Consider the following 25,310-nt stretch of genomic DNA (forward strand, 5'->3'; position numbering starts at 1 on the left):
ATCATCTCCTTCTTTTTATTGTTGCTTTTCTTTCTTATCTCATTCAGTTAAAAAGAAGCCGCCCTCTAAAGTAGAGAGCGGTCATTATTCATATATCCTTTATTTCGCTAATTCATGAATTGCTTGCGCGTAAATTGCTGTTGCTTTTAATAAGTCTTCAATTTCAATGTACTCATCTTTTTGATGCGCAAGTTCTTCTTTTCCAGGGAATAGCGGGCCAAATGCAACGCCAGCTTTCAATGAACGGGCGTAAGTACCACCACCGATTGCTAATAGCTCTGCTTTTTCTCCTGTTTGTTCTTCATACACGCGCTGCAGCGTACGAATTAATACGTGGTCTTTATCGACGTGATGCGGACGAGAGTTAGAATAATCCGCTACTTCAAATCCATGAATACTAACGTATTCTTTTAACTTCGCAATCATTTCTTCAAAGTTAGTCGTAACTGGGTAACGTACGTTTAACCCTAAGTTGCCACCGTTTTCTTTCGTATAAGAAAGGCGACCGACATTCACTGTTAACGGACCGCTAACTTCGTCTTTATAAGCAATAGTAGCTTTTTCACCAAAAATATCACCAGTAAATGTTTCTGCTGCAAATGTCGCAAATGCATTTGCTTTTCCATCAAGTGAAACTGTAGTTAAGAAGTTTGCTAATAGTAAACCTGCATTTTCTCCTTTTTCTGGAGTAGATCCGTGTGCTGAAATTCCTTCTATTTGCAACGTCACTGTATTTCCTTCTATAGTTGAGTTCCCTATTTTTTTAGCCGTTTTTAAATACTCTTCATATGCTACTGTAAGTGCATTTACATCTTCACCTGTAATAACCGCTTTTGCAAAATCAGGAACCATGTTTAAACGGCGGCCTGACTCAAATGAAACGAGTTCATATACACCTTTTTTCTCTTCACTACCATTTTGCACAACTTGTATATCAGAAATTCCTTTTTCTGCATTAATAATTGGAAAGTCCGCGTCTGGCGCAAAACCGATTGTTGGCATTTCTTCGTTTTTAAAGTAGTGATCTACACATTTCCAGTTACTTTCTTCATCTGTTCCTAAAATCATACGAACGCGTTTTGAAAGAGGCAACCCTAATTCTTTCACAATTTTCATCGCATAATAAGCTGCCATCGTTGGGCCTTTATCATCAATTGCACCACGTGCAAAAATCTTTCCTTCGCGAATATCTGCACTATATGCAGGAGTCGTCCAGCCATCTCCTTCTGGTACAACATCAACATGACAAAGAATACCTACTAGTTCTTCTCCTTTTCCCATTTCAAGATGACCTGCATAACCTTCTAAATTTTTAGAAGAAAAACCTTCTAATTCTCCTTTATGTAACATGAAAGATAAAGCTTTTTCTACACCTTCACCGAACGGTGCGCCCTCTTTCGCCGACTCTTCTTCCCACACACTTTTAATTTGCAAAAATTGTTGTGTATCACGAATTAAATCATCTTTTCGTTTTGCAACTTCTTCTGTCCAATTAATCGCTGACATCACGCATCCATCCTTCGCTATATTATCTCTTTCATCATAGCAAACCGAAATCCCTTATGCCATACACGAAGGTCCAATACCGAACAATTGTAATAATTCAGATATTTCCCATTAGTTTTTCTTTTATTTTTTCAAAAAATTTTGCAGGAATTTGGCGTTTTACGTAGAATTTTATGTGTTAGTTGACTGATCATATATACAATGTCAACTACCAATATTTTTCTATATGAAATTTTGTTAAACTTTTGTAAAATTTAAGTAGATTAAAGCATGAATTTTATCATGTAGAGTACAATGGTAGTAACGACCTTCTTTCCTGAATGGGGTCAAAAAAACTAGTAGAGGAGTGGTTTTCTCTTGAAACCTACAACTACTCGTATGCTAACACGCATTAAATCAATTTATATGTACATCAATGAAAACGGAACGGTAACGACGAAAGACCTTGTAGATGAGTTCGGGATCACACCGCGAACGATACAACGTGATCTAAATGTGTTGCAGTTTAATGAACTCGTGTATAGCCCTTGCCGCGGTAAGTGGACAACAACAGGAAAGAAAGTGAGAATGACCTCATAACGAAAAAATAATTGTATGTAAATAAATACATACCCCTTTCTAACTCATTAGAAAGGGGTCTTTTCTGCGCCTAAAAACAGGACTACTTCTCAGTATCTACTTGATATGTTTTTAACATTTCTACTTCTTCATCTGTTAGCTCTCGGTATTCTCCAAGTTCTAGTTCTTCATCTAATACTAACGGACCCATCTCTGTTCTCTTTAGGTAAACAACCTTTTTCCCTACTGCTTCAAACATGCGCTTCACTTGATGGAATTTTCCTTCTGTAATCACAAGCTCAATTTCAGAAACATCATCGCTTTTTAATATTGTAAGTGCACCTGGTTTCGTTTCATAACCATCGTCTAAAATAACACCTTTAGCAAACTCTTTTACATCCTCTTCCGTTACAACTCCTGCAACGTGTGCATAGTATTTTTTCGGCACATGCTTTTTCGGAGATAATAATTGATGTGATAACTTCCCGTCATTTGTTATCAATAAGAAACCTTCCGTATCGATATCAAGTCGTCCAACTGGGAACGGATCAAAGATTGCATCTTCTAGTTCTAATAAATCTATTACTGTTTCGTGATTATCATCTTCTGTAGCTGAAATTACACCTTGTGGTTTATGCAGCATTAAATAAACAAACTCTTTATATTCTACAACTTCACCGTGAATCATAACTTCTTGCTCTTCTACATTTACATGAACCTTTGCATCTTTCACCGGCGTTCCATCAATCTTCACAACGCCGTCTTTCAATAATTTCTTTACTTCTTTTCTACTTCCGTATCCCATATTCGCTAATAATTTATCTAATCTCACGTTTTTCACCTTCTTTATTTATCATAGAAAAGGGGACGTATTTACGCCCCTTTTGATTTCAACTTTATTTTGAATCTACTGCCAAGTTTACGCTGAATTTTCTCTAACGCTTCTCCGCCAAATACTCTTTCAAGTACTCCTGTGCGAATTGCTAACAGACCGTAAACAAGACCACCAACACCTGCACAAATCGCAACTGTAATTAAAGCACCAATACGGCCATCTGGCGAAATCATGAAGGATAGAATCCACTGTGATAGTTTTACCGCCACGACCATTACAAGTGTTAATACTGCAATTTGGAATGTTCTCTTATATACAACACCAAATGAATAGTGTGCATGTTTTTGGATTTGTCTATTCGTATACCATACGGAAGCTAAAAAACCGACTGCAGTAGCTAAAATCGCTCCTACTGTACCGAAATATCGAATAAAGATTACGTTACATACAAATTTCAAAATAACACCCATAACAAGTGCGACAATCGCATGTTTTTGTTGATTAATCCCTTGCAGAATCGCGGCTGTTACCGTAAATAAAGCAAATAACAATGCAACTGGTGCATACCACATTAACACTTGTCCACCTAATGGATCTGAATCGTAAAACGCAGTGTAAATTGGATAAGCCAGTGTTGAAATACCGACAACTGCTGGCAATGTTAAAAACATATTCGCCTGGAATGTTTGTGTAATTTGTAATTTTAAATAGCGATATTGTTTTTCCGTAAATGATTTTGTAATCGCTGGTACAAGCGTTAAACTAAACGCTGTTGCAAGCGATACTGGAATCATAATTAATTTATGCGTCCACATTGTGAAAATACCGAGCGCTCGCTCTGCGATATCACCTTGACCAATTGCCTGCATAATAGAGTTAAATGTCAATGTATCAATTTGTTGATATAAAGGAATTGTTAACCCAATTACAACGTAAGGAATTGCATACGCAAATAACTCTTTAAACAATTGAACGGTACTTACTGTCGATTCTGGTACAGTTTGTTCAATTAAATATTGATCCAAATATTTTTTACGTTTTAACCAGTACCAAATTAATACGCCGAGTGCTCCAACTGCTGAAACGAATGCAGCGAATGTCGCAACTCCGACTGCTGTTGCTACTGTACCGCCAAGTATTTTAATAACGATGAAACTACCCGCTAGTAAAAAGACGATACGAATAATTTGTTCAATAATTTGTGACACCGTAGTCGGTCCCATCGATTGGTGACCTTGGAAATAACCACGAATCAAACTTGCTGCCGGTACAACAATAAGTGCGAAACTTACGAGGCGAATAATCGTCGTAACTTCTTCTACCTTATTTTGTAAACTTTGTTTACCAAGCATTGCTTCTGCAAATAATGGTGCGGTCATGTACAGTACTAAGAAGGAAAGAACTCCTGTTACTATCATCATAACCATTCCCGAGCGGAACATTCTTCGGCTCGTTTTATAATCTCCAAGTGCATTATATTTGGAAACAAACTTTGAAACAGCAAGCGGCACCCCTGCCGTTGCAATACTTAAAAATATCGTATATGGAATATATCCATATGTATAGAGCGTTCCGCCTTCTGTGCCTACTAATGCATGAAACGGAAAGACGTAAATCATGCCTAAGAACTTTACTAAAAATGTCCCTAACGTCACAATAAGCGTTCCGCGCAGAAATTTTGAATCGGACATACGAAAATCCTCCTACTTCCTATATAACGCTGAACTCTAACTTTTGTATTGTACCACAATTCTCCCCTCAAGCAGTACTTCACTCTATTTTTCTTTTAAGGGAAAACATGCTATTCTTTTAGGCAGGAAATGTAGAAAATGAGGTCGATATATTATGCATTATGATGTTATTGTAATCGGTGGCGGGCCTTCTGGGCTAATGGCTGCAATCGGTGCTGCAGAAGAAGGCGCAAATGTCTTACTTCTTGATAAAGGAAATAAACTAGGGCGCAAACTTGCGATTTCTGGTGGTGGTCGTTGTAACGTAACGAACCGTCTACCACTTGATGAAATCGTTAAACATATACCAGGAAACGGCCGCTTCTTATACAGCGCTTTTTCTATTTTTAATAATGAAGATATTATTACATTCTTCGAAAATCTCGGGGTAAAATTGAAAGAAGAAGATCATGGCCGTATGTTCCCTGTATCAAACAAAGCGCAATCGGTAGTAGACGCACTTTTAACACGATTAAAAGATTTAGGTGTAAAAATCCGTACGAATACACCTGTTGAAACGATTGAATATGAAAATGGTCAAACGAAAGCAGTTGTATTACAAACAGGCGAAGTGTTAGAAACGAATCACGTCGTTATCGCTGTTGGCGGAAAATCTGTTCCTCAAACTGGTTCTACTGGAGACGGATACGCTTGGGCTGAAAAAGGTGGTCATACAATTACAGAATTATTTCCAACAGAAGTACCAATCCTTTCAAACGAGCCGTTTATACGTGATCGCTCATTACAAGGTCTTGCTTTACGTGATATAAACTTAAGCGTATTAAACCCGAAAGGAAAAGCTATCATTTCTCACAAAATGGACATGCTCTTCACTCATTTCGGCCTATCTGGTCCTGCTGCTCTTCGCTGTAGTCAATTCGTCGTGAAAGCACTGAAAAAGTTTAAAACGAATACAATACAAATGAGTATTGATGCATTACCAGAAGAAAATAGTGAACAACTATTCCAGCGCATGCTGAAACAAATGAAAGAAGATCCGAAAAAAGGAATTAAAAACGTGTTAAAAGGATACGTTCCCGAGCGTTACTTCCTATTCTTATTAGAAAAAAATGAAATTGACGGTAGCGAACAAGCTGGACAAGTTTCTCATGAAAAGATTCGTGCACTTGTGAAAGACTTTAAAGAATTTACTGTGAATGTAAATGGTACGCAGTCAATTGAAAAAGCATTCGTTACTGGCGGAGGCGTATCTGTTAAAGAAATTAATCCGAAAGAAATGTCTTCTAAATTCACGAATGGCTTATATTTCTGCGGAGAAGTTCTTGATATTCACGGTTATACGGGCGGTTATAACATTACATCTGCTCTCGTTACTGGTAGAATTGCTGGAACTACAGCTGGAGAAAATGCGAAAATGCAATATTAAAAAAGAAACAGGATTCCTGTTTCTTTTTTATAGGTACACGAAATTATATCAGCGATTCCACGACTTATATCAGCGATGTTTCAAAAATATCAGCGATTCTGCAACTTATATCGGCGATTTCTCAAATATATCGACTTACCGACAATAAGCGACAAATATACACTCCTCCTAACTTCCCATTACTTATTTGTTGCTTTATATACCTTAGTACCTTTATATTTTATATTGTTGAATATTTAAAAAAGGGTAAGGGGAAAACATATGAGAAAAAAAGTCATGGTGTCTTTAATGCTAATGACGTTTCTTTCTGCCGTAGAAGGAACGATTGTTAGTACAGCAATCCCTCGTATAACGAGTGATTTGTCAGGCGTCGAACTTGTTAGCTGGGTTTACGCAATTTATATGCTTGCCACAGCGGTTTCGACTCCAATATACGGAAAATTGGCTGATTTATTCGGTCGTAAAAAAGTTCTGCTTATCGGAGCTACAATCTTTTTAATCGGCTCTGCACTTTGCGGTGTCGTTACATCGATGGAACAATTAATCTTCTTCCGTGCTCTTCAAGGTATAGGCGCTGGCGCTGTTATGCCAATCACAATGACGATTATTGGAGACTTATATAGCGAAGCGAAAGACCGCGCGAAAGCACAGGGCTGGATGAGTGCCGTTTGGGGTGTATCTGGTGTTGTCGGGCCGTTAGTAGGTGGTTTTTTAGTTGATTCTCTTTCTTGGCGTTATATTTTCTTCTTAAACGTTCCTTTCGGAATTATCGCTTGCTTAATGTTTGCCACTTCTTATAAGGAATCTGTTAAGTCTGCCGCCAAGCAGCATATCGACTATCTTGGTGCGACAGTCTTCTCATTAAGTACAATTGCTTTACTATACGCATTATTAACAGGTAGCAGTAAGCAAAACTGGGGAGACATTACAATCATCGGTCTATTAATCTTTTCGGCTGTGTCATTCATTATTTTCTTATACATCGAGAAAAAATCTCCGGAACCATTAATTCCGCTAGCACTTTTCTCTAACCGTACATTATCTACGATAAACATATTAACTCTTATTGCCGGTGCGATGATTATTAGTATTACAATGTACCTTCCAATTTGGAGCCAAGGTGTATTAGGAAAAAATGCGACAGAAGCTGGACTCATTTTAATGCCAATTCCTGTTATGTGGACGTTCGGTGCTATGTTCTCCGGTAACTTAGTTGGCAAATTACAAACGAAACAAATTATTTTACTTGGAGCTAGCATTTTATCAGTTGCTACCTTCTTATTATTTACATTGTCAACAAATTCACCATCGTTCCTTATTTATGTTGCAGTCGGATTATTCGGCTTAGGCATGGGGCTTGTGACACCTATTTACATGGTAACAATTCAAGCAGCCGTACCAGCTCATACACGCGGAACAGCCGTTGGTTTAAACACATTTATTAATACATTTAGTCAAACGTTAGGTGCTGCAATATTCGGTACAATCTTCAATACGATGATTCACGCACGTGGTATTAAAAACCTTGATCTTGTATCTGGCGGACACGGCGGAACTACAGCAAACGTAGCAACTGAATCACAATCTGCATTAGCAGCAAGTGTACACGTTATTTATATGAGTACTTTCGTATTAGCAGTATTTACATTAATTATTGCTTGGCTCTTATTAAAACCAGCTACACAAACAAGTGAGCAATAATAAAGAGGATGACCCAAATGGTCATCCTCTTTTATTCTTCATTCTCCACAATATGTTTAAGCACGGACAATTTATTATCCCAAAATCGTTCATAATATGAGAGCCACTGCTTTAATTCTTCTAACGGCTCCGGCTGCAAACAATATATCTTCTCTCTTCCACTCTTTCTTCCACTTACTAAATTCGCTTCTGAAAGAATATGAAGATGCTTCACAACAGCCGTACGACTCATCGGAAAATGATCCGTTATTTTTGAAATTGGTAACTCTTTATCACTTAATAACCGTAACACTTCTCGGCGGGTCGGATCAGCAATTGCTTGAAATACATCATATTTCGCTGCTGACGAAGACATTTATCCTTCAACAACCTTTTTCAGTTTTTCATTTACAATCGCTACCCAGCCGCCATTCATTCTATCGCGAATAATAGAGCTCTTCGCATTCGCTTTCGGCAGAATTTCATCAGGATGTTTCCAACCGCCGTGAATTAATGTAAATTCTGTTTTATTTTCTCCTAAGTCTCTCAAATGGAATGAAACAACCCAGCCATCTGTGTCCCATGAGAAAGATAAATGGTTTGGTTCATCAATTTCTAACACTTTACATGGTGACGGTCCAAATGGTGATTGAACATGAAACTCATGTCCTACCTCTAATTCAAAATCATTCGGCATAAACCATGATTCAATTCCTTCTGCAGTTGACACTACATTCCATACTTTTTGAATAGACGCGTTAAAAACGATTGTTTGTTTAATATCGTTTAATGTATTTTGTTGAGTCATTTTTTTAGCCCCTTTATCCAGCATTAAAACATAACACCTTTTAGTTGTATTTGAATAATATAACACCTTTTAGTTTCATGTCAACACTAATTCTTTTTACCGTTGAGAAATTCTCAACATTTTTTCAACAGGACAAACACCCTCTCAGCATTCCCTCATAATATACTCACAAAGGCAATAAAAAATAAAAACTTCTCTCAACATGAAACTCCATCATTCATATTGAAAGAAGTGCCTTACTTATATCATGCGTACATCGTCTCTCCTCCTTCCCTCAAGAGGCAATACGCAAGATATAAAAAATCAGAAGGAATATGCCCACCATTTGAGTAGGTAGTTATTTCTCTTCTCCTCAACATTTCCTTAGGAGCGAAATGACTACCGACTCACTTTTTTCAAACAAAATAAAAAGGGTAACTAACTGTTACGATTTATTTAACCAATTATAACCAAAGTTAATTAAATATATCAGTAAGCCCTGCTAGTCAAGTGATTGGCTAGTAGTGAGGGTTAACTGCGGGCAATCCCTAAAGCTGATTGAACTACAACGTGGCTAGAAATGGCGAGCGTGAATGTTGCGAAAGCAGAAAAAATCAATCAGATGATGCAAGGTTAAATCCTAAACATTAGAACAATGGGTCTTCCGCCTCGAATCATCTAAGTCAAAATGGATAAGATGAACGTTCAACGACTATCTCGTATAACTGACGAGAGTACACCACAAGCCTATGGTGGTGGAAAAATCCTCTATCTCTAAAGAGATAAACATATAGTCTGCGCTCATGTGAAAACATGAGAAGTTCATAAGAGAACTGGCTAAGGAATTGCGCCCTTAGTTGAACAAGATACATTTAATTAAATCTATCAAACCTCATTGAATCTATCGAACGTATGTGCTATGTTAAATTCAATGAGGTAAGGATAATAATGAAATTTTTACGAGTTAGTCAAGTATCAGAATTAACAGGTTTGCATCCGAGTGCTCTCAGGAGAATGCTAGTGGAACACGCTACTATTCAGAAGAACAAATCTTTCATTAAAGGAGTTAAATTCTGATGATATTGGCGAAGAAAGTCAGACTAATTCCAACGCCTGAACAAGAAAAAGTGCTTAGAAACCATGCTGGTGCTGCAAGATTTGCTTATAACTATTGTAAAAGAATGAGTGATAGATACTATAAGCTATTTGGAAAATCTGTTTCACAGTTAGCTTTACAGAAACGATTTACAAAGATCAAGAAGCGAAAGAGATATGAGTGGTTAGAAGACATCAATGCACAAGTTCCCAAACAGGCTTCAAAAGATTTTGATAAGGCGAGAAAAAATTCGTTCAAAAAGTACAAAAATGGTTATCACACTTCTTATAAATCCAAAAAAGATTTAATCCAAGGATTTTATGCCAATTATGAAAGACTGGTTATAGGAAAGAAAGTAGTTCATATTCAGTCTATTGGAGAAGTGAAAACAAGCCAACAACTACCAAGAAATAAAAAACCATCAAATCCAAGAGTTACATTTGATGGTCGTCACTGGTGGATGAGTGTAGGGTTCCAAGAAGACTTTGAATCACAAGAACTAACCGATGAGTCGATTGGTGTGGATGTCGGTTTAAAAGAGCTTTTTGTAGCTTCTAATGGTATGAAAGAACGAAATATAAACAAAGATGCTAAGGTTAAAAAACTTTTGAAAAGGAAAAAGTCAGCACAAAGAGATATGTCTAGGAGATTTAAAAAAGGTGTAAAAATTCAATCTGTCGGATATGAAAAAGCTAAAGCTGAGCACCTGCGGTTATCTAGGAAAATTACGAATATCCGAAATAACCATATCCATCAAGCAACAGCTACATTGGTGAAAACCAAACCAATGAGGATTGTTGTGGAAGACTTATCTATCTCAAACCTGTTAAAAAACAAAAAACTATCAAAAGCATTTTCATTTCAAAAATTAAACTTCTTCTTTCAATGTTTATCATACAAGTGTGAGAAGTACGGCACTGAGTATGTAAAAGCTGATAAATGGTTCGCCTCAAGTAAGATTTGTTCATGTTGCGGAGTAAAATACGACCATTCAGTTCAACCAGAAGGACAGTGGAGTTTAAAAATACGAGAGTGGTGTTGTGTTTCATGCAATAGCCATCACGATAGGGATGTAAATGCTGCGATAAATTTATCAAGATGGGTAAAATAAATGCTTGATAATAGGAGGTAACGATACTGCCTCGTGTGGAGTGTTATACCCCTCGTCCCTTCGGGGTTGCGAGAACACGATGAAGCACTAACTTGTGTAAATTTGATTGAATTATATAGATTTAGTTAAGTTTATCGTATCGGGATGAAAGCTATGTTCTATTGCATTAACTGTTCTGACATTCACCATGAAAAACATCCGAATGATAAAGTATTCAAAAACGGTTTTTATATTGATCCATTTTTAGGTGATCGTTATCACCTTGGTATGTGTAAAGATGCCCAAGATCATGAAACAGAGGCAAACCTTTTAACGACAAAGAAATTAGGCGCACCCCAATCTATTATGAACGTATTACCAACCCATGTTGTCCCAACATAAAGCATAAAAAAGAGCTGGCTCACCCAGCTCTTTTTTATGCTTTATAAACAATCATTGCTGAAAAACAATAAATTTGGTTTTCATCATCGTTAATAGAAACACCAACTTGGTACTTAATATCTACAAAGTGACTATCATCAATCTTTTTCAAAAACACATTTACAGCGTCTTCTAAGTCTTTTTCGTGACTTTCATCAAACACTTTCACACGAATCATGTTAACACCATCCTAGATCGCAGCCCTCCGCCGCTTGATTATTGCCACGGTGCGTATCTATGATGCGATAAAACTTTCCATTTTCATATATATATCCGTCTTCTAACACATATTGTTTATCTTCAGTATAGACATAAAACTTACCTATCATAAATTTACTCGTATATAATTCCAAATAATTTGATCTAAATTTAGCTACAACTTTATTTGTAATATCAATTTTTATTGTGTGCCCCACCTTCTCTCCCTCCTTTGCAAAGAACGGATTTAGGTATATTGTATTAGCGATTTTACATTTTATGCTTAAAAATAAGTGGATATGCCCCTTCTTCACCCTGTACTATTTTTCTAAAAAAGTCACCTATATTTATTTCACATAAAACCATAAAAAAATACATAAAAAAAGACCTTTTACATATTGACTCAAATATATTTAATATGGTATTATATAAAATTTGACATTTTTACGAACTTATGTTATCATTAAAAGTGGTTACCACATATGGAGGTGGATGATTTGTTTCAAATTGGTGATAAAATCGTTTATCCAATGCACGGTGCAGGAATTATCGAAGCAATTGAAGAGAAAGAAATATTAGGTACTTCACGTCAATATTGTGTGATACGCATCATTAGTAAAGATATGCAAGTAATGCTTCCGATGGAACAATTAAAAAAATCAGGTATTCGTTATATCGTTGATCGAGGTACGTTAGATGATATACTTCTTGAATTTCAAAACGGGGAGTCAGACCCATCACTCTCATGGAAACAAAGATATACAATGAATATGGAAAAAATGAAAAATGGCAATTTACAAGATAGCGCAGAAGTGGTTCGGGATTTACTTCGCCGTAATAAAGAGAGAACATTAAATGCGAGCGAAAAACAAATGCTAGATAATGCACGAAAAATGATGATCAGCGAAGTCGCGCTCGTACAAAATGTTACTGAACATCAAGCAACAGAATTTCTTCAAGATACAATTAATCACTAAATTTAAAATAGCTGGCCGCTATTTTTTTTGTAAAAAAAGGACGAAGAGTTTTATCTCTTCGTCCTTTTATATTACCCACGCCCAGCTTGAAACGATGGATATAACGTCATTCCACCATCTGCAAATAGCGTAATTCCCGTTACATAACTCGCCTCTGATGAAGCAAGCCAAGTTGCTACCGCTGCAATTTCTTCCGGTTTCCCAATATAGCCCATCGGTATCATACTTTCTACGTCAGCCCGCTGTTTTGGATCAGCAAACTTTTCGGCATTAATTGGCGTATTAATTGCACCTGGTCCAATATTATTTACTCGAATACCTTTTGGTGCATATTCTAACGCTAACGTTTCTGTCATAAGTTTAATACCGCCCTTACTTGCTGCGTAGTGCACGAATAGTGGCCACGGAATTTTCTCATGAACGCTAGACATATTAATGACAGATCCTTTAATGTCGTGTTCCACAAAATATTTAATCGCTTCACGGCTTCCTAAAAAAGCGCCTGTTAAATTTGTATTGATTACTTTATTCCAATCTTCTAACGGCATTTCATGCGACGGTACCGCGTTTTCTATTCCTGCATTATTAATCATAACGTCGAGCGTACCAAACTCTTTCACAGCAGATTGAATGAGATTCATAACATCTGCCTCGACCGTCACATCACCTTTTACAGCAATCGCTTCTCCGCCTACCTTTTTAATTTCTTCTAACACATCATTCGCTTCTGAATCTCGTGAGCGATAGTTAATAACGACCTTTGCTTTCTCCTTAGCAAACCTTACTCCCATCGCTCTTCCAAGACCCGTTGCTGATCCTGTAATAACGACGACTTTCCCTTCTAAATCACTATACATTTCAATACCTCCTTAACCTTTTGCAATTCCTAACATAATTCCAGCTGCAATAATAAAAACGATCCCAACAACGATACCTGTTAATTGACGTTTCGTTTTTCTTTCGCCTAATATAAGAATCCCGCCAAGCGTCGAAATAACAATTCCCATTTGCGATAGTGAAAAGCTTGTTGCGACTCCGACACGCGGCTGCGAAATGAATAAAAACATATTTCCAGCTGCCCAAATTAATCCTGGAATAATATTTCGTATCGCATATTTATTAAATGGATGATGTTTAAACGTAAGTAAAATACCTCCTAACACCATACCAACTGCTTGTGGTAATAAAGCCGACCAACCATCTACGTTAAATAGCCTAATAACTACTACGTAAACTAAATAACCGACTGTTGAAATTAATAAAATTATGATGCCCCTTTTAAAATTTGCTGCTTGCTCTGCATTTTTTTCTTCTTCACTTTGAAGTGACGTTAAAATAACACCGATAAGAATACAAACGAGCGCTAAAATTCCAAGGACGACTGAAATTGTCGTGGACCATTCATGAAATACGATAACGCCAAATAAAGTCGTCGCAACTAATTGCAGTCCTGTTGAAATTGGCATCGTCCTCGAAACACCCATTAAATCAATACTTTTCAATTGATTCGCCTGACCAAGTGCCCAAAATAAACCTGACACAATTCCAACTCCAATAACGGTAGGAGTTAATACTGGCTTTACAAAAATATAAACAACAATCGAGAAAATAAGTGCACCAAGCGTTGTGCCAAGCGTTTGACTATACGGGCCACCGCCCAGTTTCACGTTAAATAGCACAATACTTCCCCAAAATATAGCTGGTAAAATCGCTAAAAATATATCCATGGCTCATTACCTTTCTTTACGAAATGTCATCAGTTACCGCTCTACACTGTTAGAGTGTGCTTTCATTTTTTCTTTCGCTTGTGCGCAAACCTTTTCTGCGATCGCACTAGAAACATTTTTTTCTCTTTCCACTTTCTTGATCTTTATGTGATCTAAATTATCTTCCAAAGTAAGTGTAACTTTGTCATTTGGCGGATTATGTGCACCTTGAAAAGTAAGAAATTGTAGCGTCACTTCAAATCGAGGAACGAATTCATCTTTCTTGCCGAGACGCTTTATATTTATAACTGAATCACATTCATATTGATCTTCTGTCGCTTGCCTTATAACGGAGTAATATCGATTTAAGAGCGCACTCTCTAAAAGTTGTTCTTTCGATTCTGTCGCCAAAGAGTCGCTTGGAGAAAAGAGAAAGATAGAACATATCATCGTCATCATTACACATATTTTTTTCATAATGCCCTCCTTGTTCTATAAATTAGTGTTCTCAAAAATACCATAAAAAAACGACTTCCCCTATTCAGGAAAGTCGTTTTAATGAATCCAATATTAACCACCGCTCACTGGCGGTATGAGTGCAACAACATCACCAGATTGAATTTTATCATCTTCATTTGCGTATTCTTCATTAATTGCAACCATAATTGGCGCTGATACTGGTACATTATATTCATTGGCAACAATATCTTTTAACTCTGCAACCGTAATATTTTCTTTCTCTATTCGTAATTCACTTGTTCCTGCTTCTTCTTGCAAGTGCGCAAATAACAATACTCGAATCATACTTATAACTCCTTCCCAGGCTCTCCCGCCGGATATGGCGTTTTTTCTAATTGGTCACCAATCCACGAGTCACCATCTTCCCAAAACTCCTTTTTCCAAATGGGAACAATTTGTTTTATGCGTTCCATAATATATTCATTCGCTTCATAGGCCGCTTTACGATGCGGTGTTGAAACAGCCACAACAACCGCGATATCAGAAATTTGCAATGTACCGATGCGATGCGTAATCGCAACGTGTGTATCTGGCCATTTCTCCTTCACTTCTAAGCCTATTTTCTGTAGCATCTTTTCTGCCATCGTCTTATAAGCGACATACTCTAAGTATAATGTACGACGCCCTTTCGTAAACTCCCTAACCGTTCCAATAAACGTTGTAACAGCACCGCATTCACGGCGAATTACTTTCTTCGCTACCTCTTCAATCGAGATTTCTGTATCAATTACTTCATAATATGTATTTATCATTTCGCACTCCTAACCGTTTGTAAAAACCAGTCTATGTACAACTTTTCTTCTGTTATATGAAATACTTTATATTCTTCTCGTAAATTTACCGGCGCATTATACCACGTAATGACCGCTACTACATTTTCTACTTTATGTACAAGTTCAACGTCTTCCGCAGAACGAAGTAACACTATTTTCGGATAGTTCTCTTTTTTATAGCCCTCTATTAAAATTGTATCCACTTCAAAAAACTCATATAAGCGAATAATTTCTTGTAAGGACCATTCCTCTCTTAACGAAGAAAGTGAAAGTAATCCCGCACCTTCTACACTACTTACGACAGCACCGGCTTTTCTGTGTCTTTCACTATCTTTTTGTGCTACTTCTGGAAAACCTCCGTGCCCGTGATGTTTAATTGTAGCAACTTTCATTTCGCTTTCGGCTAAAGCATGCACAACTTTCTCTACAAATGTTGTTTTCCCGCTATTTTGATACCCTACTATTTGTATGATTGAAGAGGCTTTGCCCAAGGCCAATCACATCCCTCCGAATGCTCTAACAATAATACGGATACTTTCATCCCTGCCTCAAATCCTCTTGTTCCTCCGGGCAACACGATAAACGCATTTGCATCCGCAAGTGAAGATACCGCACTCGATTTATCTAAACCGACCGGCATCGCTTGTAATGCCCCATCCACGATCGTCACGTTTGCTCTTACGAAACGAGTAAATGGATTTGGCTTTGGAAAATCTTTTTGTAAAATAGCATCAGCTCTATATACGTGAGGCTCCTTCGCATACAAATACGTTTTTATAATCGGATGCACAAATAATTCAAAGCCTACATAACAAGCAGACGGATTCCCTGATAAACCGAAAAGTAACTTTCCATCAACTTCAGCTACTGTCGTTACACTTCCTGGTCTCATCGCTATTTTATTAAAGAGGACATTCGCCTGTAATCTTTCATATATAGCTGGTAAGTAGTCATAATCTCCTACCGAAACACCGCCTGTTGTAATTAAAATATCAACCTCATCCATCGCCGATTGAACAGCTGTAAAACATGCATCTAGCTCATCAGCCAGTTGGCCATAATATCGGACCTTTCCACCAGCTTTCATAATTTGAGCGGCAATCATATAAGAGTTACTATTTCTAATCTTTCCTGGTTCTAACGACTCGTGTACTTCTAGTAATTCACTCCCTGTCGTTACAATACCGACAACAGGCTGTTTTACAACTTTCACAGTACTATATCCAAACGTCGCTAATAGCGCAGCAACACCTGGATTAATTGCAACACCTTTCTTAACGAGAACTTGATTTTGTTTTATATCTTCTCCTTTAAATGACACATTGTCACCACTATTAAAAGGACGCTTTAACCTCATATATGTTTTTCCGTTCTTCTCAAATCCTTCTGTCAGTTCTAGCATTACGACTGCATTGCAATCCTCTGGAATAGCTGCTCCCGTCATAATACGAACTGCTTCAAAAGAACCTACCTCTTCTACAAAAACAGACCCCGCTCCAATTTCTCCTATCACTTCAAATTCAACTGGATTCTCTTGATTCGCTTCTTTCGTATCTTCTGCTCGAATTGCGAAACCATCGTAAGGAGAACGATCAAAATGAGGAACGTCATGATCTGAGACAACATCTTCCCCAAGAATTCTCCCGTAACTTTCCGTAATAGAAACTTCTTCTACTTCACCATGCTTCGCATATTTCATTACCCGCTCTACTGCCTCAGCAACTTGAATTGGAATTCGTTTTTCTACCATCGTTTCTCACCTCATATTTGCAATTTTTTTTATCTCGATTAAACTTTATATATTAAACAGAAATTACTTCAAGGAGGAATTCCATGTCTTCATTCACACACTTTAATGACCAAGGACGCGCGAAGATGGTTGATATAAGCGACAAAAAAACAACCGTTCGAACAGCAATTGCGTGCTCTAGCATTGTAGTTACGAAAGAAATTTACGATAAAATCTCTCACAATGAAATTGGGAAAGGTGACGTATTAGCAGTTGCCCAAATCGCAGGCATTATGGCTGCAAAACGCACTTCTGATATTATCCCAATGTGCCATCCTTTATTATTAAAAGGTGTTGACGTTTCTTTCGATTGGCAACAATCAAATGAACAATATCGATTACTTATTGAAGTAAAAGTTAAAACAGAAGGTAGCACTGGCGTTGAAATGGAAGCTTTAACAGCTGCTTCTGCTACGGCTCTTACCGTGTATGATATGTGTAAAGCTGTTGATAAAGGTATGATTATTGGTGAAACGTACTTACTTGAAAAAACAGGTGGAAAAAGTGGCGATTATACGAGAAATTCGTAATCCTCTCCGTTGAACCTAAAGGATTTCCTTTAGGTTCAACCTATATATCTTGCATATAAACTTTTCGCTACATTCATATCATTTGTCCCATGAATAAACGCCCTACCATCTGTAAATAGAACAAATCGATATTCTTCTATCGGGAATGATAATAAATAAGGTGTTGCCTTTACCTCTACACTTTTTTGTAAGCGCTTTTTAATTTCTTCTAAATTAAAATCTTTCCGCATCCCTGGACGAATTTGTACTGTATTCCGCCCACATAACACTTCCGTTTTCGTTTGTGCTTCAAATGTTAAACTCGGATATGTACGTAATCTTCCACAAGATAAACACGTATCTTTTTTCTGCCTATTCACTTTAAATGCCATCTGCTGATTATTCCAAAGGTCAAACGATAGCATCGTTTCACGAAGCGCACCAAAGTCTTCTACTAATATTTTCAACGCTTCTGTTATTTGATGCGCAACTACTAACTGCACCGCTGGCTGTATAATACCAACTGTATCACATGTTGCTCCACTCGCCGGATGCTCCATTAAACAGCGGAAACACGGTGTTTTCCCTGGTAAAATTGTATAAGTCACTCCGTAACTTCCGACACAACCACCATATATCCACGGAATATTATACTTTTGTGAAATATCATTAATGAGAAGACGCGTTTCAAAATTATCTGTCGCATCTAATATTAAGTCTACACTATTCACTAGTTCTTCCATTTCTTGCACCGTTACATCAGTTACAACTGGATTAATTTCCACCTCAGAATTAATCGCTTTTAAATGTTCTGCTGCCGCTACCGCCTTCGGTTTATACTGCTTTGCATCTTCTTCTGTATATAATTGTTGTCTTTGTAAATTGCTCCATTCTACATAATCGCGATCTGCAATCGTTACTTTTCCAACACCTGCTCTAACAATCGCTTCTGCATTTGCCGCACCTAGGGCACCAGCGCCGATAATAAGCACATGCTTCTCTCTTATTTTTCGCTGCCCTTCTTCTCCAACACCAGGAAATAATATTTGTCTTGAATATCGCTCCTGCATACGATAGCCCCCTTCCTTATCCTCCTATATAAGACATTTCAATTTTCGGACGATTTTTTGCACTTTCTTCTGTCCGTTCATCTGAATATCTATCTTTTCTATTCATCCATACATCTTGTATAACATGTAATAGCTCTTCATCCGAAAGATTATCTCTAAGAAGTTCCCTTATATCCAATCCTTCCGTCGCAAACAAACAAGTATAGAACTTTCCATCCGCCGAAATTCTCGCTCTCGTACAAGAAGAACAAAACGACTCAGAAACAGAAGTAATAAAACCGACCTCTACATTTGTTCCAACATACCGATATCGTTTCGCAACTTCACCAAAATAATGCGCTTCAGCTTGCTCAAGCGGATACACTCCATGAATTGTCTCAATTAATTCCCGCTTCGTAACTACTTGATCAAAATTCCATCCATTCGTACTACCAACGTCCATAAACTCAATAAATCTAAGCGTGATTCCTTGTTCTTTAAAATATGCAGCCATCGGTAGTACTTGATGATCGTTCATCCCTTTTTTCACAACCATATTTACTTTTACTTCAAGCCCTGCCTCTTTTGCTGCTATAATGCCCTTAATCACAGGTTTCGTATTAATATTTCGACCATTAATATTTCTAAATGTATCATCATCTATCGCATCTAAACTAACATTCACTCTATGTAATCCAGCTTCTTTTAATGCCTTCGCTTGCTTCGTTAAATGAATTGCATTTGTCGTTAACCCTATATCTACTAGCCCGTCAATTTTCACGAGACGTGCAATAAGTTTTGTTAAATCTTTACGAAGCAGTGGTTCGCCACCAGTAAGTCTAATTTTTCGTACACCGATGCTAACAAACACTTTTGCCAAACGTTCAATTTCATCAAACGTCAGTAAAAACTCATCTTTCAAAAAAGCATAATCAGGCCCAAATACTTCTGCTGGCATACAATATGTACATCTAAAATTGCAACGATCAATGACAGATATGCGTAAATCTTGAAGTGGGCGTCCAAAAAAGTCTTTAACCATCTCCTGCATCGCCACCCTCCCTTTCTGCCAAATTTCTTTCTTTTCATTCTATTATAATATATTTTCGAACTGCGATGTTTTTGCTAAGGTGAATAAAGTGAAACTTTAAACAATAGGAAGTTATCCATTCCCCTCTGATTAGCGAGAGTTACTCTCAAATACTGGGATAAAAAAACCTTGAAACATAAAAGTTCCAAGGTTTTCTACTTATTAACTTAATCTAATAATCGTTAGAGTAGCTCCTGGCGTTGCCGTAGATAATGTAGCCAGTGCAACTACTCCAAATAATTGCAAACTAACGGCAGCTCCAGCAGGCAAATTAGCAATTATTGTTGCACTAAATGAACCAGTAGCCACTGCTGGGGAGTTTATCGTTCCCGCAAGCGGACTTCCATTTACAGTTATACGCGAACTTACAAGTAATCCTGCTGTTAAATTAATTGTATAGGCTATATAATAATTCCCTGCATTGGCAACTGTAAATACAGTATTTCCACCACTAACGGTTATTCCTGGTCCAATATTTTGATTGTTTGGTAATGGGATATTTGTACCGCCTAATAAAACAGAAATAACACTTCCTGATGTATTATTCGCAAATGCATACGTTGCAGTTGTACTAACTCCAGTCGCCCCGGTCGCTCCAGTGGCTCCGGTTGGGCCTGTTGGACCTTGGATTCCTTGTGAACCGGTTACTCCCGTGGCTCCGGTTGGACCTTGAATTCCTTGCGGGCCTTGAATTCCTTGTAGCCCTGTTGCTCCGGTTGCTCCGGTCGCTCCCGTGACTCCCGTTGGTCCTTGAATTCCCTGTGGGCCTTGCGCTCCTGTTGCACCCGTGTCCCCGGTTGGGCCTTGTGGACCTTGTAAGCCTTGCACTCCTTGAGGACCTGTTGGACCTATTTCCCCTTGCACTCCTTGTATTCCAGTTGGGCCTTGTGGACCGGTCGGACCTTGGATTCCTTGTATCCCTTGAATTCCCTGTGGTCCTTGTGCTCCCGTCGCCCCGGTTACTCCTTGTATCCCTTGTAGACCTTGTTCTCCTTGAATTCCTTGTGGTCCAGTTGGCCCTTGAATTCCTTGAGGACCTTGTATTCCTTGTGGACCTTGATCTCCCGTCGCCCCAGTTACTCCTTGTATCCCTTGTGGACCTTGAATTCCTTGCGGGCCTGTTGGACCTATTTCTCCTTGCACACCTTGTATTCCTTGTGGACCCTGTAAACCCGTCACTCCGGTTGCTCCCGTTTCTCCTGTCGCTCCTGTCACTCCAACCGGCCCTGTCGCTCCGGTATCTCCGGTTGCCCCTGTCGAACCGGTTGCTCCGGTCGGTCCAGGTGGCCCACCGGATGGACCTGTCACTCCTGTCGGACCTGATGGTCCCGTTGGGCCAGTCGGTCCTGCTGGTCCTCCTGAAGGTCCCGTTACCCCTGTTGGACCTGTAGTTCCTTCCCCTGTCGCCCCAGTTGCTCCCGTATCTCCTGTCGCTCCCGTCGGACCTTGTATCCCTTGAATTCCTTGTGGTCCTTGCACTCCTTGTGCACCTGTTGCTCCTTGAATCCCTTGAATTCCTTGCACTCCCTGTGGCCCCATCGGACCTGTTGGACCAATTGCCCCTTGAGCACCTTGCACTCCTTGCGGGCCCTCTGGACCGGTTGCTCCTATTTCCCCTTGTATCCCTTGAATTCCGGTTGCTCCTTGTGCTCCTGTTGCTCCCGTTATCCCTTGCACACCTTGTATTCCCTGTATTCCTTGTGGGCCTTGTGGGCCCGTTGCTCCTACCGGTCCTTGTATGCCTTGTATCCCCTGTGGCCCCTCTGGACCCGTTGCTCCAACTGGACCTGGCACTCCTTGTATTCCTTGCGGGCCTTGAAGTCCCTCTGGGCCTTCTGGACCTGTTGGGCCTATCTCACCCATCGGACCTTGTATCCCTTGAACTCCTTGTGGTCCCGTTGCTCCTGATGGACCTGGTACTCCTTGTATACCTTGTGGACCTTGATCTCCTGTTGCTCCTGTTACACCTTGAGGTCCTATAGCTCCCTGTATACCTTGTGGGCCTTGATCTCCGGTTGCTCCCATTATTCCTTGAATCCCCTGAACACCTTGGATCCCTTGCTCACCAGTTACTCCCGTCGGACCAGGGATACCTTGAATTCCCTGTGGCCCTTCTGGACCTGTTGGGCCAATTGGCCCTTGAATTCCTTGTATTCCTTGTAGCCCCTGCGCACCTGTTTCTCCTGTACTTCCTGTCGGACCGGTTAGCCCCTGACCTGTTGCTCCAGTATTTCCAGTTGCTCCTGTTGGTCCTGTCACCCCTGTACTTCCACTCGGTCCACCCCCAGGACCTGTTGCTCCTGTCGGGCCAGTTGGACCTGGAGGGCCTCCTGAAGGTCCAGTTATCCCTGTTGGACCTGTTATTCCTGTCGGGCCAGTTAGTCCCTGTCCTGTTGCTCCAGTCGGACCCGTACTTCCACTCGGTCCTTGTAGCCCTTGGATTCCTTGCGCTCCTTGGATCCCTTGAGGACCAGTTACTCCCGGTATCCCTTGCACGCCTTGGATTCCTTGAGGACCCTCAGGTCCGGTAGCTCCAATCGGCCCCTGTAATCCCTGTACACCCTGTATCCCTTGTACTCCAGTCGGACCTGTTGGACCAATGGGCCCTTGTAATCCTTGCACACCCTGTAAACCTGTCGCTCCAGTTTCTCCTTGTGGTCCTCTCAATCCTTGTGGCCCCTGCTGTCCTTCTGGTCCAGTCGCACCTATTGGTCCGACTGGACCTTGAATTCCTTGCACACCTTGAGGTCCTGTTGGGCCCATCTCCCCCATTGTGCCTTGAAATCCTCTTGGTCCTTGTGGGCCAGTCGGACCTTGTGGACCTGTTGGGCCAGTAATCCCAATGCCAGTAAATCCCGTTGGAACGGGAGGAAAAGTAGGGCCAATAAGATTTGGTGAAATTCTGAAATTAGAGTTTAATGAATTTTGTTTCCCTTTATTATCACGATTTTTCACACTTTCACCACCTAAAAACCAACTTTTTCATAATAAATAAACCTCTTCTTCTTAATCTATTTACAAAAATAATCCCCAAGACTATTTTTATTTTAAATAATAAAAACTCCCTTAATTCCTTAAGGGAGTCCAGCAATTGAATCCATATTATCTGTATTCGGGACAGCTTGCGCTATACTCGATGCATTTACACTTTGCCCCATATTTGTTCCTGTTACAGTACCAGCAGGAGTACCTCGTGTATATGTTGTCGTCACAGAATCACCCGGCTGTAAACAAAGCTTCGTCTCTGTTCCTATTACTGTAACAACATCAATCCAAGTACACCCCATTGAACCACTATACGATTTCGTAGCAGTAAATGAAGTATCACTCAAATTGTCACCTGTAAATATATTCCCAGTATTATTAACAATAACAAACTCTTTTATATGCGCAGGCATAATTACACTCTACCTTTCCTCTACGAACCTAATGTACGTGTGCTCGTTGCTAATGGCGGAAGGAATACTGATGTTCTAATCACCGCTTCTGGCTGCCTTTTTCCATTTAAAAAAATAGCCGCACTCGATCCTCCAGCACCCGCGTATATTTTCGCTACAGCTAAAGGTGAGATATCATAACAGTCGCCGACATTAACAGCTCCTGTATTATTAATAATTTTTACTTTACGCAAATTAATCCCCATTTCCCCCTCCTCCTTTTGTATACTGTATGCAAAAGAAAAAAACTTGAAACAGACTCGTTTCAAGTTTTTAGTAATTAACTATTTCATTTCGCCTTCATATTGAAGCATACCGCCAACCATATTCACTGTTTTAAATCCTTGCTCATTTAAATAATGGCATACATTCTCACTGCGCATTCCCGAACGGCAAATAAAGATATATTCATTCTCTTTATTAAAGAAGTCTACTTTATTTGGGATATCACCCATTTTAATATGTACCGCTTCTGGAATTTTCCCTGCTGCTACTTCTTCATCTTCCCTTACATCTACTAAAAATAACGTTTCTCCATTTTCTAAACGTTCTTGTACTTCTTCTGTTGTAATTGTTTTTACTTCTGTCATATGTCGTTCCTCCTTATATACAATAAAACCTTTCGTTTCTTCTTTAAACAACCATTTCTAATCAATTTTAGCATGCAAAAGAAGGAACGCAAAGAATGGAGAATTTATTTCTCAATTTCTCCGTAAAACTTATTCTTTACAAACATCTCTATCGCATTGTATCCTCAATATACTTGTTTTATGAAAGGAGTCGATTAAAATGACACTTTTTCTTTTCATTATGAGCATTATTTTTTTAACCGCCGCAATTATTGTACTCAGCATGAAAAATAATAAAAAGTTAAAATCTCCCCAAGAAATGTCATTCTTATTTCTATTACTTAGTATAGCGTTCTTCGGTATAGCAATCGCTACATATATTTTCCGTCTACAAATCATGTAAAAAAAGGTGCCTACTACACATATTGCACCTTTTTCACATCATTTATTTTCTACACAAAACTAGACACTTTCCGATTTAAAAATTCATAAACTTTCTTTTCAAATAAATGGATATCTAACGCTCCCGCCATATGCCCATTTATACTTTCTATTTCATAGACCTCCGCATACTTCCCTTGTTTTTGCAAAATGTCTACCATTTTATAATTGTAACGAGACGGCTGAAGTAAATCTTGTTTACACGGAATCATAAGTACATTCGCTTCTATTTTAGAAAGAGCCTCTTCCAAAGAAGAAAATCCATGCGCAATATCATGCAATAAAACTGCTTTCGCAGTGTACATCCACGAATTTGCATCTACTAACTCTATACTTTTGTATGTCACTTTATTTATCTCTTTCTCAAATGATGTTAATGTAGAAAACTTTTCATAAGGTTCTACCTCAATACTGTTACGAGGAAATTCCGTTTCATAAAAATGCTCATCAAAAGCGTTCATAAACATCATTCTGTTTGCTAAATGAAGCCCCTGCATTGGCTGTGTTTCTCCATATTTCCCGCCCTTCCAACTTGGATCTAGTTGAATTGCTTCAATCGCATTTTGCGCTACATTTACTGACGTTATAATTGGATTTTGCGGGTTCGTAATAACGCCAATCATTCGCTCTACCATATGAGAGTAGTGAACAGCCCATTGCTGCGCAATCATTCCACCCGCCGACGGCCCTATTACAGCATGTAACCTTGAGATTCCCATATTTTTTATTAACTCATATTGTATACGAGCTACATCAAGAAAGGTAAACACAGGGAAATCCATAACATACTCTTCCCCTGTTTCTGGATTAATCGACTTCGGTCCCGTTGTAATTACATACGGGTTCTTCACCTGTACATTACAAAGATTATCAGTACATATAACAAAATATTTATTTGTATCAATCGCTTTTCCAGGTCCAATTAGCCCATCCCACCAACCAGACTCCTCATCATGCACAGTATATTTTCCTGCTGCATGACTTGTTGCACTAAAATAATGACAAACCAAAATGGCATTTGACCTTTCTCTATTTAAAATACCATACGTCTCATATCCCATTTGAACAGGAATTTCCCTACCATTTTCAAATGTAAACTCATTTAATGCAAACTTCTCTTTTTTTACAATTTGCACAGACTCT

The 25,310-nt window shown here is 38.9% G+C and carries 29 protein-coding genes; 8 read left to right on the top strand and 21 right to left on the bottom strand.

The window, feature by feature from the left end; all coding sequences use genetic code 11:
* Positions 1-99: 99 nt before the first annotated feature.
* Entirely contained in the window at positions 100-1,506 is a 1,407-nt protein-coding gene (pepV, locus tag G9F74_RS14990) for a dipeptidase PepV (protein ID WP_001274244.1), read from the bottom strand.
* 357 nt (positions 1,507-1,863) lie between these two features.
* On the opposite strand from pepV, the gene G9F74_RS14995 reads away from it, so the two are divergent.
* Positions 1,864-2,085, top strand: coding sequence for a DeoR family transcriptional regulator (locus tag G9F74_RS14995; RefSeq protein WP_000805512.1), 222 nt, complete (start codon positions 1,864-1,866; stop codon positions 2,083-2,085).
* An 82-nt stretch (positions 2,086-2,167) separates the two neighbouring features.
* On the opposite strand, the gene G9F74_RS15000 is transcribed toward G9F74_RS14995, so the two are convergent.
* Positions 2,168-2,896 (bottom strand): pseudouridine synthase, encoded by a 729-nt coding sequence (locus G9F74_RS15000; protein ID WP_001234943.1) that lies wholly within the window; start codon positions 2,894-2,896, stop codon positions 2,168-2,170.
* Positions 2,897-2,937: 41 nt separating this feature from the next.
* A complete protein-coding gene (locus G9F74_RS15005; RefSeq protein WP_001284037.1) occupies positions 2,938-4,590 on the bottom strand; it encodes a putative polysaccharide biosynthesis protein in 1,653 nt (550 codons plus the stop codon).
* 154 nt (positions 4,591-4,744) lie between these two features.
* On the opposite strand from G9F74_RS15005, the gene G9F74_RS15010 reads away from it, so the two are divergent.
* Both G9F74_RS15010 and G9F74_RS15015 read left to right on the top strand, forming a co-directional pair.
* Positions 4,745-6,016, top strand: a complete 1,272-nt coding sequence (locus G9F74_RS15010; RefSeq protein WP_000558865.1) for a BaiN/RdsA family NAD(P)/FAD-dependent oxidoreductase — start codon at positions 4,745-4,747, stop codon at positions 6,014-6,016.
* Positions 6,017-6,277: 261 nt separating this feature from the next.
* Entirely contained in the window at positions 6,278-7,717 is a 1,440-nt protein-coding gene (locus tag G9F74_RS15015; RefSeq protein WP_001228037.1) for an MDR family MFS transporter, read from the top strand.
* A gap of 31 nt (positions 7,718-7,748) precedes the next feature.
* Here G9F74_RS15015 and G9F74_RS15020 read toward each other — a convergent pair whose 3' ends face one another.
* Together G9F74_RS15020 and G9F74_RS15025 are read right to left on the bottom strand one after the other, a co-directional pair.
* On the bottom strand, positions 7,749-8,072 hold the full coding sequence (locus G9F74_RS15020; protein ID WP_000098843.1) for an ArsR/SmtB family transcription factor: 324 nt from the start codon (positions 8,070-8,072) through the stop codon (positions 7,749-7,751).
* On the bottom strand, positions 8,073-8,504 hold the full coding sequence (locus G9F74_RS15025; RefSeq protein WP_000193760.1) for an SRPBCC family protein: 432 nt from the start codon (positions 8,502-8,504) through the stop codon (positions 8,073-8,075).
* Positions 8,505-9,559: 1,055 nt separating this feature from the next.
* On the opposite strand from G9F74_RS15025, the gene G9F74_RS15030 reads away from it, so the two are divergent.
* The gene (locus G9F74_RS15030; protein WP_016109228.1) at positions 9,560-10,690 is read left to right on the top strand and encodes an RNA-guided endonuclease InsQ/TnpB family protein; all 1,131 of its coding nucleotides are present in this window, start codon (positions 9,560-9,562) and stop codon (positions 10,688-10,690) included.
* A 153-nt stretch (positions 10,691-10,843) separates the two neighbouring features.
* Positions 10,844-11,071, top strand: coding sequence for a DUF3973 domain-containing protein (locus G9F74_RS15035; RefSeq protein WP_000498976.1), 228 nt, complete (start codon positions 10,844-10,846; stop codon positions 11,069-11,071).
* 34 nt (positions 11,072-11,105) lie between these two features.
* Here the strand turns inward: G9F74_RS15035 and G9F74_RS15040 are convergent, their stop codons facing one another.
* Positions 11,106-11,288 (bottom strand): sporulation protein Cse60, encoded by a 183-nt coding sequence (locus G9F74_RS15040; protein WP_000621749.1) that lies wholly within the window; start codon positions 11,286-11,288, stop codon positions 11,106-11,108.
* A gap of 1 nt (position 11,289) precedes the next feature.
* Positions 11,290-11,526 (bottom strand): DUF2553 family protein, encoded by a 237-nt coding sequence (locus tag G9F74_RS15045; protein ID WP_000510185.1) that lies wholly within the window; start codon positions 11,524-11,526, stop codon positions 11,290-11,292.
* A 264-nt stretch (positions 11,527-11,790) separates the two neighbouring features.
* Here G9F74_RS15045 and G9F74_RS15050 point away from each other — a divergent pair, with 264 nt between their 5' ends.
* Positions 11,791-12,285, top strand: coding sequence for a CarD family transcriptional regulator (locus G9F74_RS15050; RefSeq protein ID WP_000451446.1), 495 nt, complete (start codon positions 11,791-11,793; stop codon positions 12,283-12,285).
* 71 nt (positions 12,286-12,356) lie between these two features.
* Here G9F74_RS15050 and G9F74_RS15055 read toward each other — a convergent pair whose 3' ends face one another.
* The 7 genes from G9F74_RS15055 to moeA form a co-directional block, all read right to left on the bottom strand.
* The gene (locus G9F74_RS15055) at positions 12,357-13,142 is read right to left on the bottom strand and encodes a glucose 1-dehydrogenase (RefSeq protein ID WP_000286691.1); all 786 of its coding nucleotides are present in this window, start codon (positions 13,140-13,142) and stop codon (positions 12,357-12,359) included.
* Positions 13,143-13,154: 12 nt separating this feature from the next.
* On the bottom strand, positions 13,155-14,012 hold the full coding sequence (glcU, locus tag G9F74_RS15060) for a glucose uptake protein GlcU (RefSeq protein ID WP_000350875.1): 858 nt from the start codon (positions 14,010-14,012) through the stop codon (positions 13,155-13,157).
* A 33-nt stretch (positions 14,013-14,045) separates the two neighbouring features.
* Positions 14,046-14,468, bottom strand: a complete 423-nt coding sequence (locus G9F74_RS15065; protein ID WP_016109229.1) for a DUF3888 domain-containing protein — start codon at positions 14,466-14,468, stop codon at positions 14,046-14,048.
* A gap of 93 nt (positions 14,469-14,561) precedes the next feature.
* A complete protein-coding gene (moaD, locus tag G9F74_RS15070) occupies positions 14,562-14,795 on the bottom strand; it encodes a molybdopterin converting factor subunit 1 (protein WP_000621781.1) in 234 nt (77 codons plus the stop codon).
* Between the two features lie 2 nt (positions 14,796-14,797).
* Positions 14,798-15,262 carry a molybdopterin synthase catalytic subunit MoaE gene (gene moaE / locus G9F74_RS15075; protein ID WP_000611221.1) on the bottom strand — a complete coding sequence of 155 codons (465 nt, stop codon included), beginning with the start codon at positions 15,260-15,262 and terminating at the stop codon, positions 14,798-14,800.
* Positions 15,259-15,780 (bottom strand): molybdopterin-guanine dinucleotide biosynthesis protein B, encoded by a 522-nt coding sequence (gene mobB, locus G9F74_RS15080; protein WP_016109230.1) that lies wholly within the window; start codon positions 15,778-15,780, stop codon positions 15,259-15,261. Before mobB ends, moaE begins: the two co-directional genes overlap by 4 nt.
* Positions 15,744-17,033 (bottom strand): molybdopterin molybdotransferase MoeA, encoded by a 1,290-nt coding sequence (gene moeA / locus G9F74_RS15085; protein WP_000229709.1) that lies wholly within the window; start codon positions 17,031-17,033, stop codon positions 15,744-15,746. The genes mobB and moeA overlap by 37 nt, the downstream gene beginning before the upstream one ends.
* A gap of 83 nt (positions 17,034-17,116) precedes the next feature.
* Here moeA and moaC point away from each other — a divergent pair, with 83 nt between their 5' ends.
* Positions 17,117-17,602 carry a cyclic pyranopterin monophosphate synthase MoaC gene (moaC, locus tag G9F74_RS15090; protein WP_000094154.1) on the top strand — a complete coding sequence of 162 codons (486 nt, stop codon included), beginning with the start codon at positions 17,117-17,119 and terminating at the stop codon, positions 17,600-17,602.
* 35 nt (positions 17,603-17,637) lie between these two features.
* Here moaC and G9F74_RS15095 read toward each other — a convergent pair whose 3' ends face one another.
* The 6 genes from G9F74_RS15095 to G9F74_RS15120 form a co-directional block, all read right to left on the bottom strand.
* Positions 17,638-18,651: a molybdopterin-synthase adenylyltransferase MoeB gene (locus G9F74_RS15095; protein WP_001158076.1), complete on the bottom strand. Its 1,014-nt coding sequence runs from the start codon at positions 18,649-18,651 to the stop codon at positions 17,638-17,640.
* 16 nt (positions 18,652-18,667) lie between these two features.
* Positions 18,668-19,681, bottom strand: coding sequence for a GTP 3',8-cyclase MoaA (gene moaA / locus G9F74_RS15100; RefSeq protein ID WP_001157125.1), 1,014 nt, complete (start codon positions 19,679-19,681; stop codon positions 18,668-18,670).
* Between the two features lie 201 nt (positions 19,682-19,882).
* The gene (locus G9F74_RS15105) at positions 19,883-22,675 is read right to left on the bottom strand and encodes a BclA-related collagen-like exosporium protein (protein WP_016109231.1); all 2,793 of its coding nucleotides are present in this window, start codon (positions 22,673-22,675) and stop codon (positions 19,883-19,885) included.
* Between the two features lie 119 nt (positions 22,676-22,794).
* Complete coding sequence (locus G9F74_RS15110) at positions 22,795-23,118, bottom strand: hypothetical protein (RefSeq protein ID WP_001110863.1); 324 nt, start codon at positions 23,116-23,118, stop codon at positions 22,795-22,797.
* Positions 23,119-23,138: 20 nt separating this feature from the next.
* The gene (locus G9F74_RS15115; RefSeq protein WP_000512461.1) at positions 23,139-23,363 is read right to left on the bottom strand and encodes a spore germination protein; all 225 of its coding nucleotides are present in this window, start codon (positions 23,361-23,363) and stop codon (positions 23,139-23,141) included.
* 78 nt (positions 23,364-23,441) lie between these two features.
* A complete protein-coding gene (locus G9F74_RS15120; RefSeq protein ID WP_000141215.1) occupies positions 23,442-23,747 on the bottom strand; it encodes a rhodanese-like domain-containing protein in 306 nt (101 codons plus the stop codon).
* A gap of 199 nt (positions 23,748-23,946) precedes the next feature.
* On the opposite strand from G9F74_RS15120, the gene G9F74_RS15125 reads away from it, so the two are divergent.
* On the top strand, positions 23,947-24,129 hold the full coding sequence (locus G9F74_RS15125) for a hypothetical protein (protein WP_000171892.1): 183 nt from the start codon (positions 23,947-23,949) through the stop codon (positions 24,127-24,129).
* 49 nt (positions 24,130-24,178) lie between these two features.
* Here G9F74_RS15125 and G9F74_RS15130 read toward each other — a convergent pair whose 3' ends face one another.
* Positions 24,179-25,303, bottom strand: coding sequence for a homoserine O-acetyltransferase family protein (locus G9F74_RS15130; protein WP_001167600.1), 1,125 nt, complete (start codon positions 25,301-25,303; stop codon positions 24,179-24,181).
* Between the last annotated feature and the right edge of the window lie 7 nt (positions 25,304-25,310).

The sequence above is a fragment of the Bacillus sp. EKM202B genome (assembly GCF_011066025.1).
In the GTDB taxonomy this organism is placed as follows: domain Bacteria; phylum Bacillota; class Bacilli; order Bacillales; family Bacillaceae_G; genus Bacillus_A; species Bacillus_A toyonensis.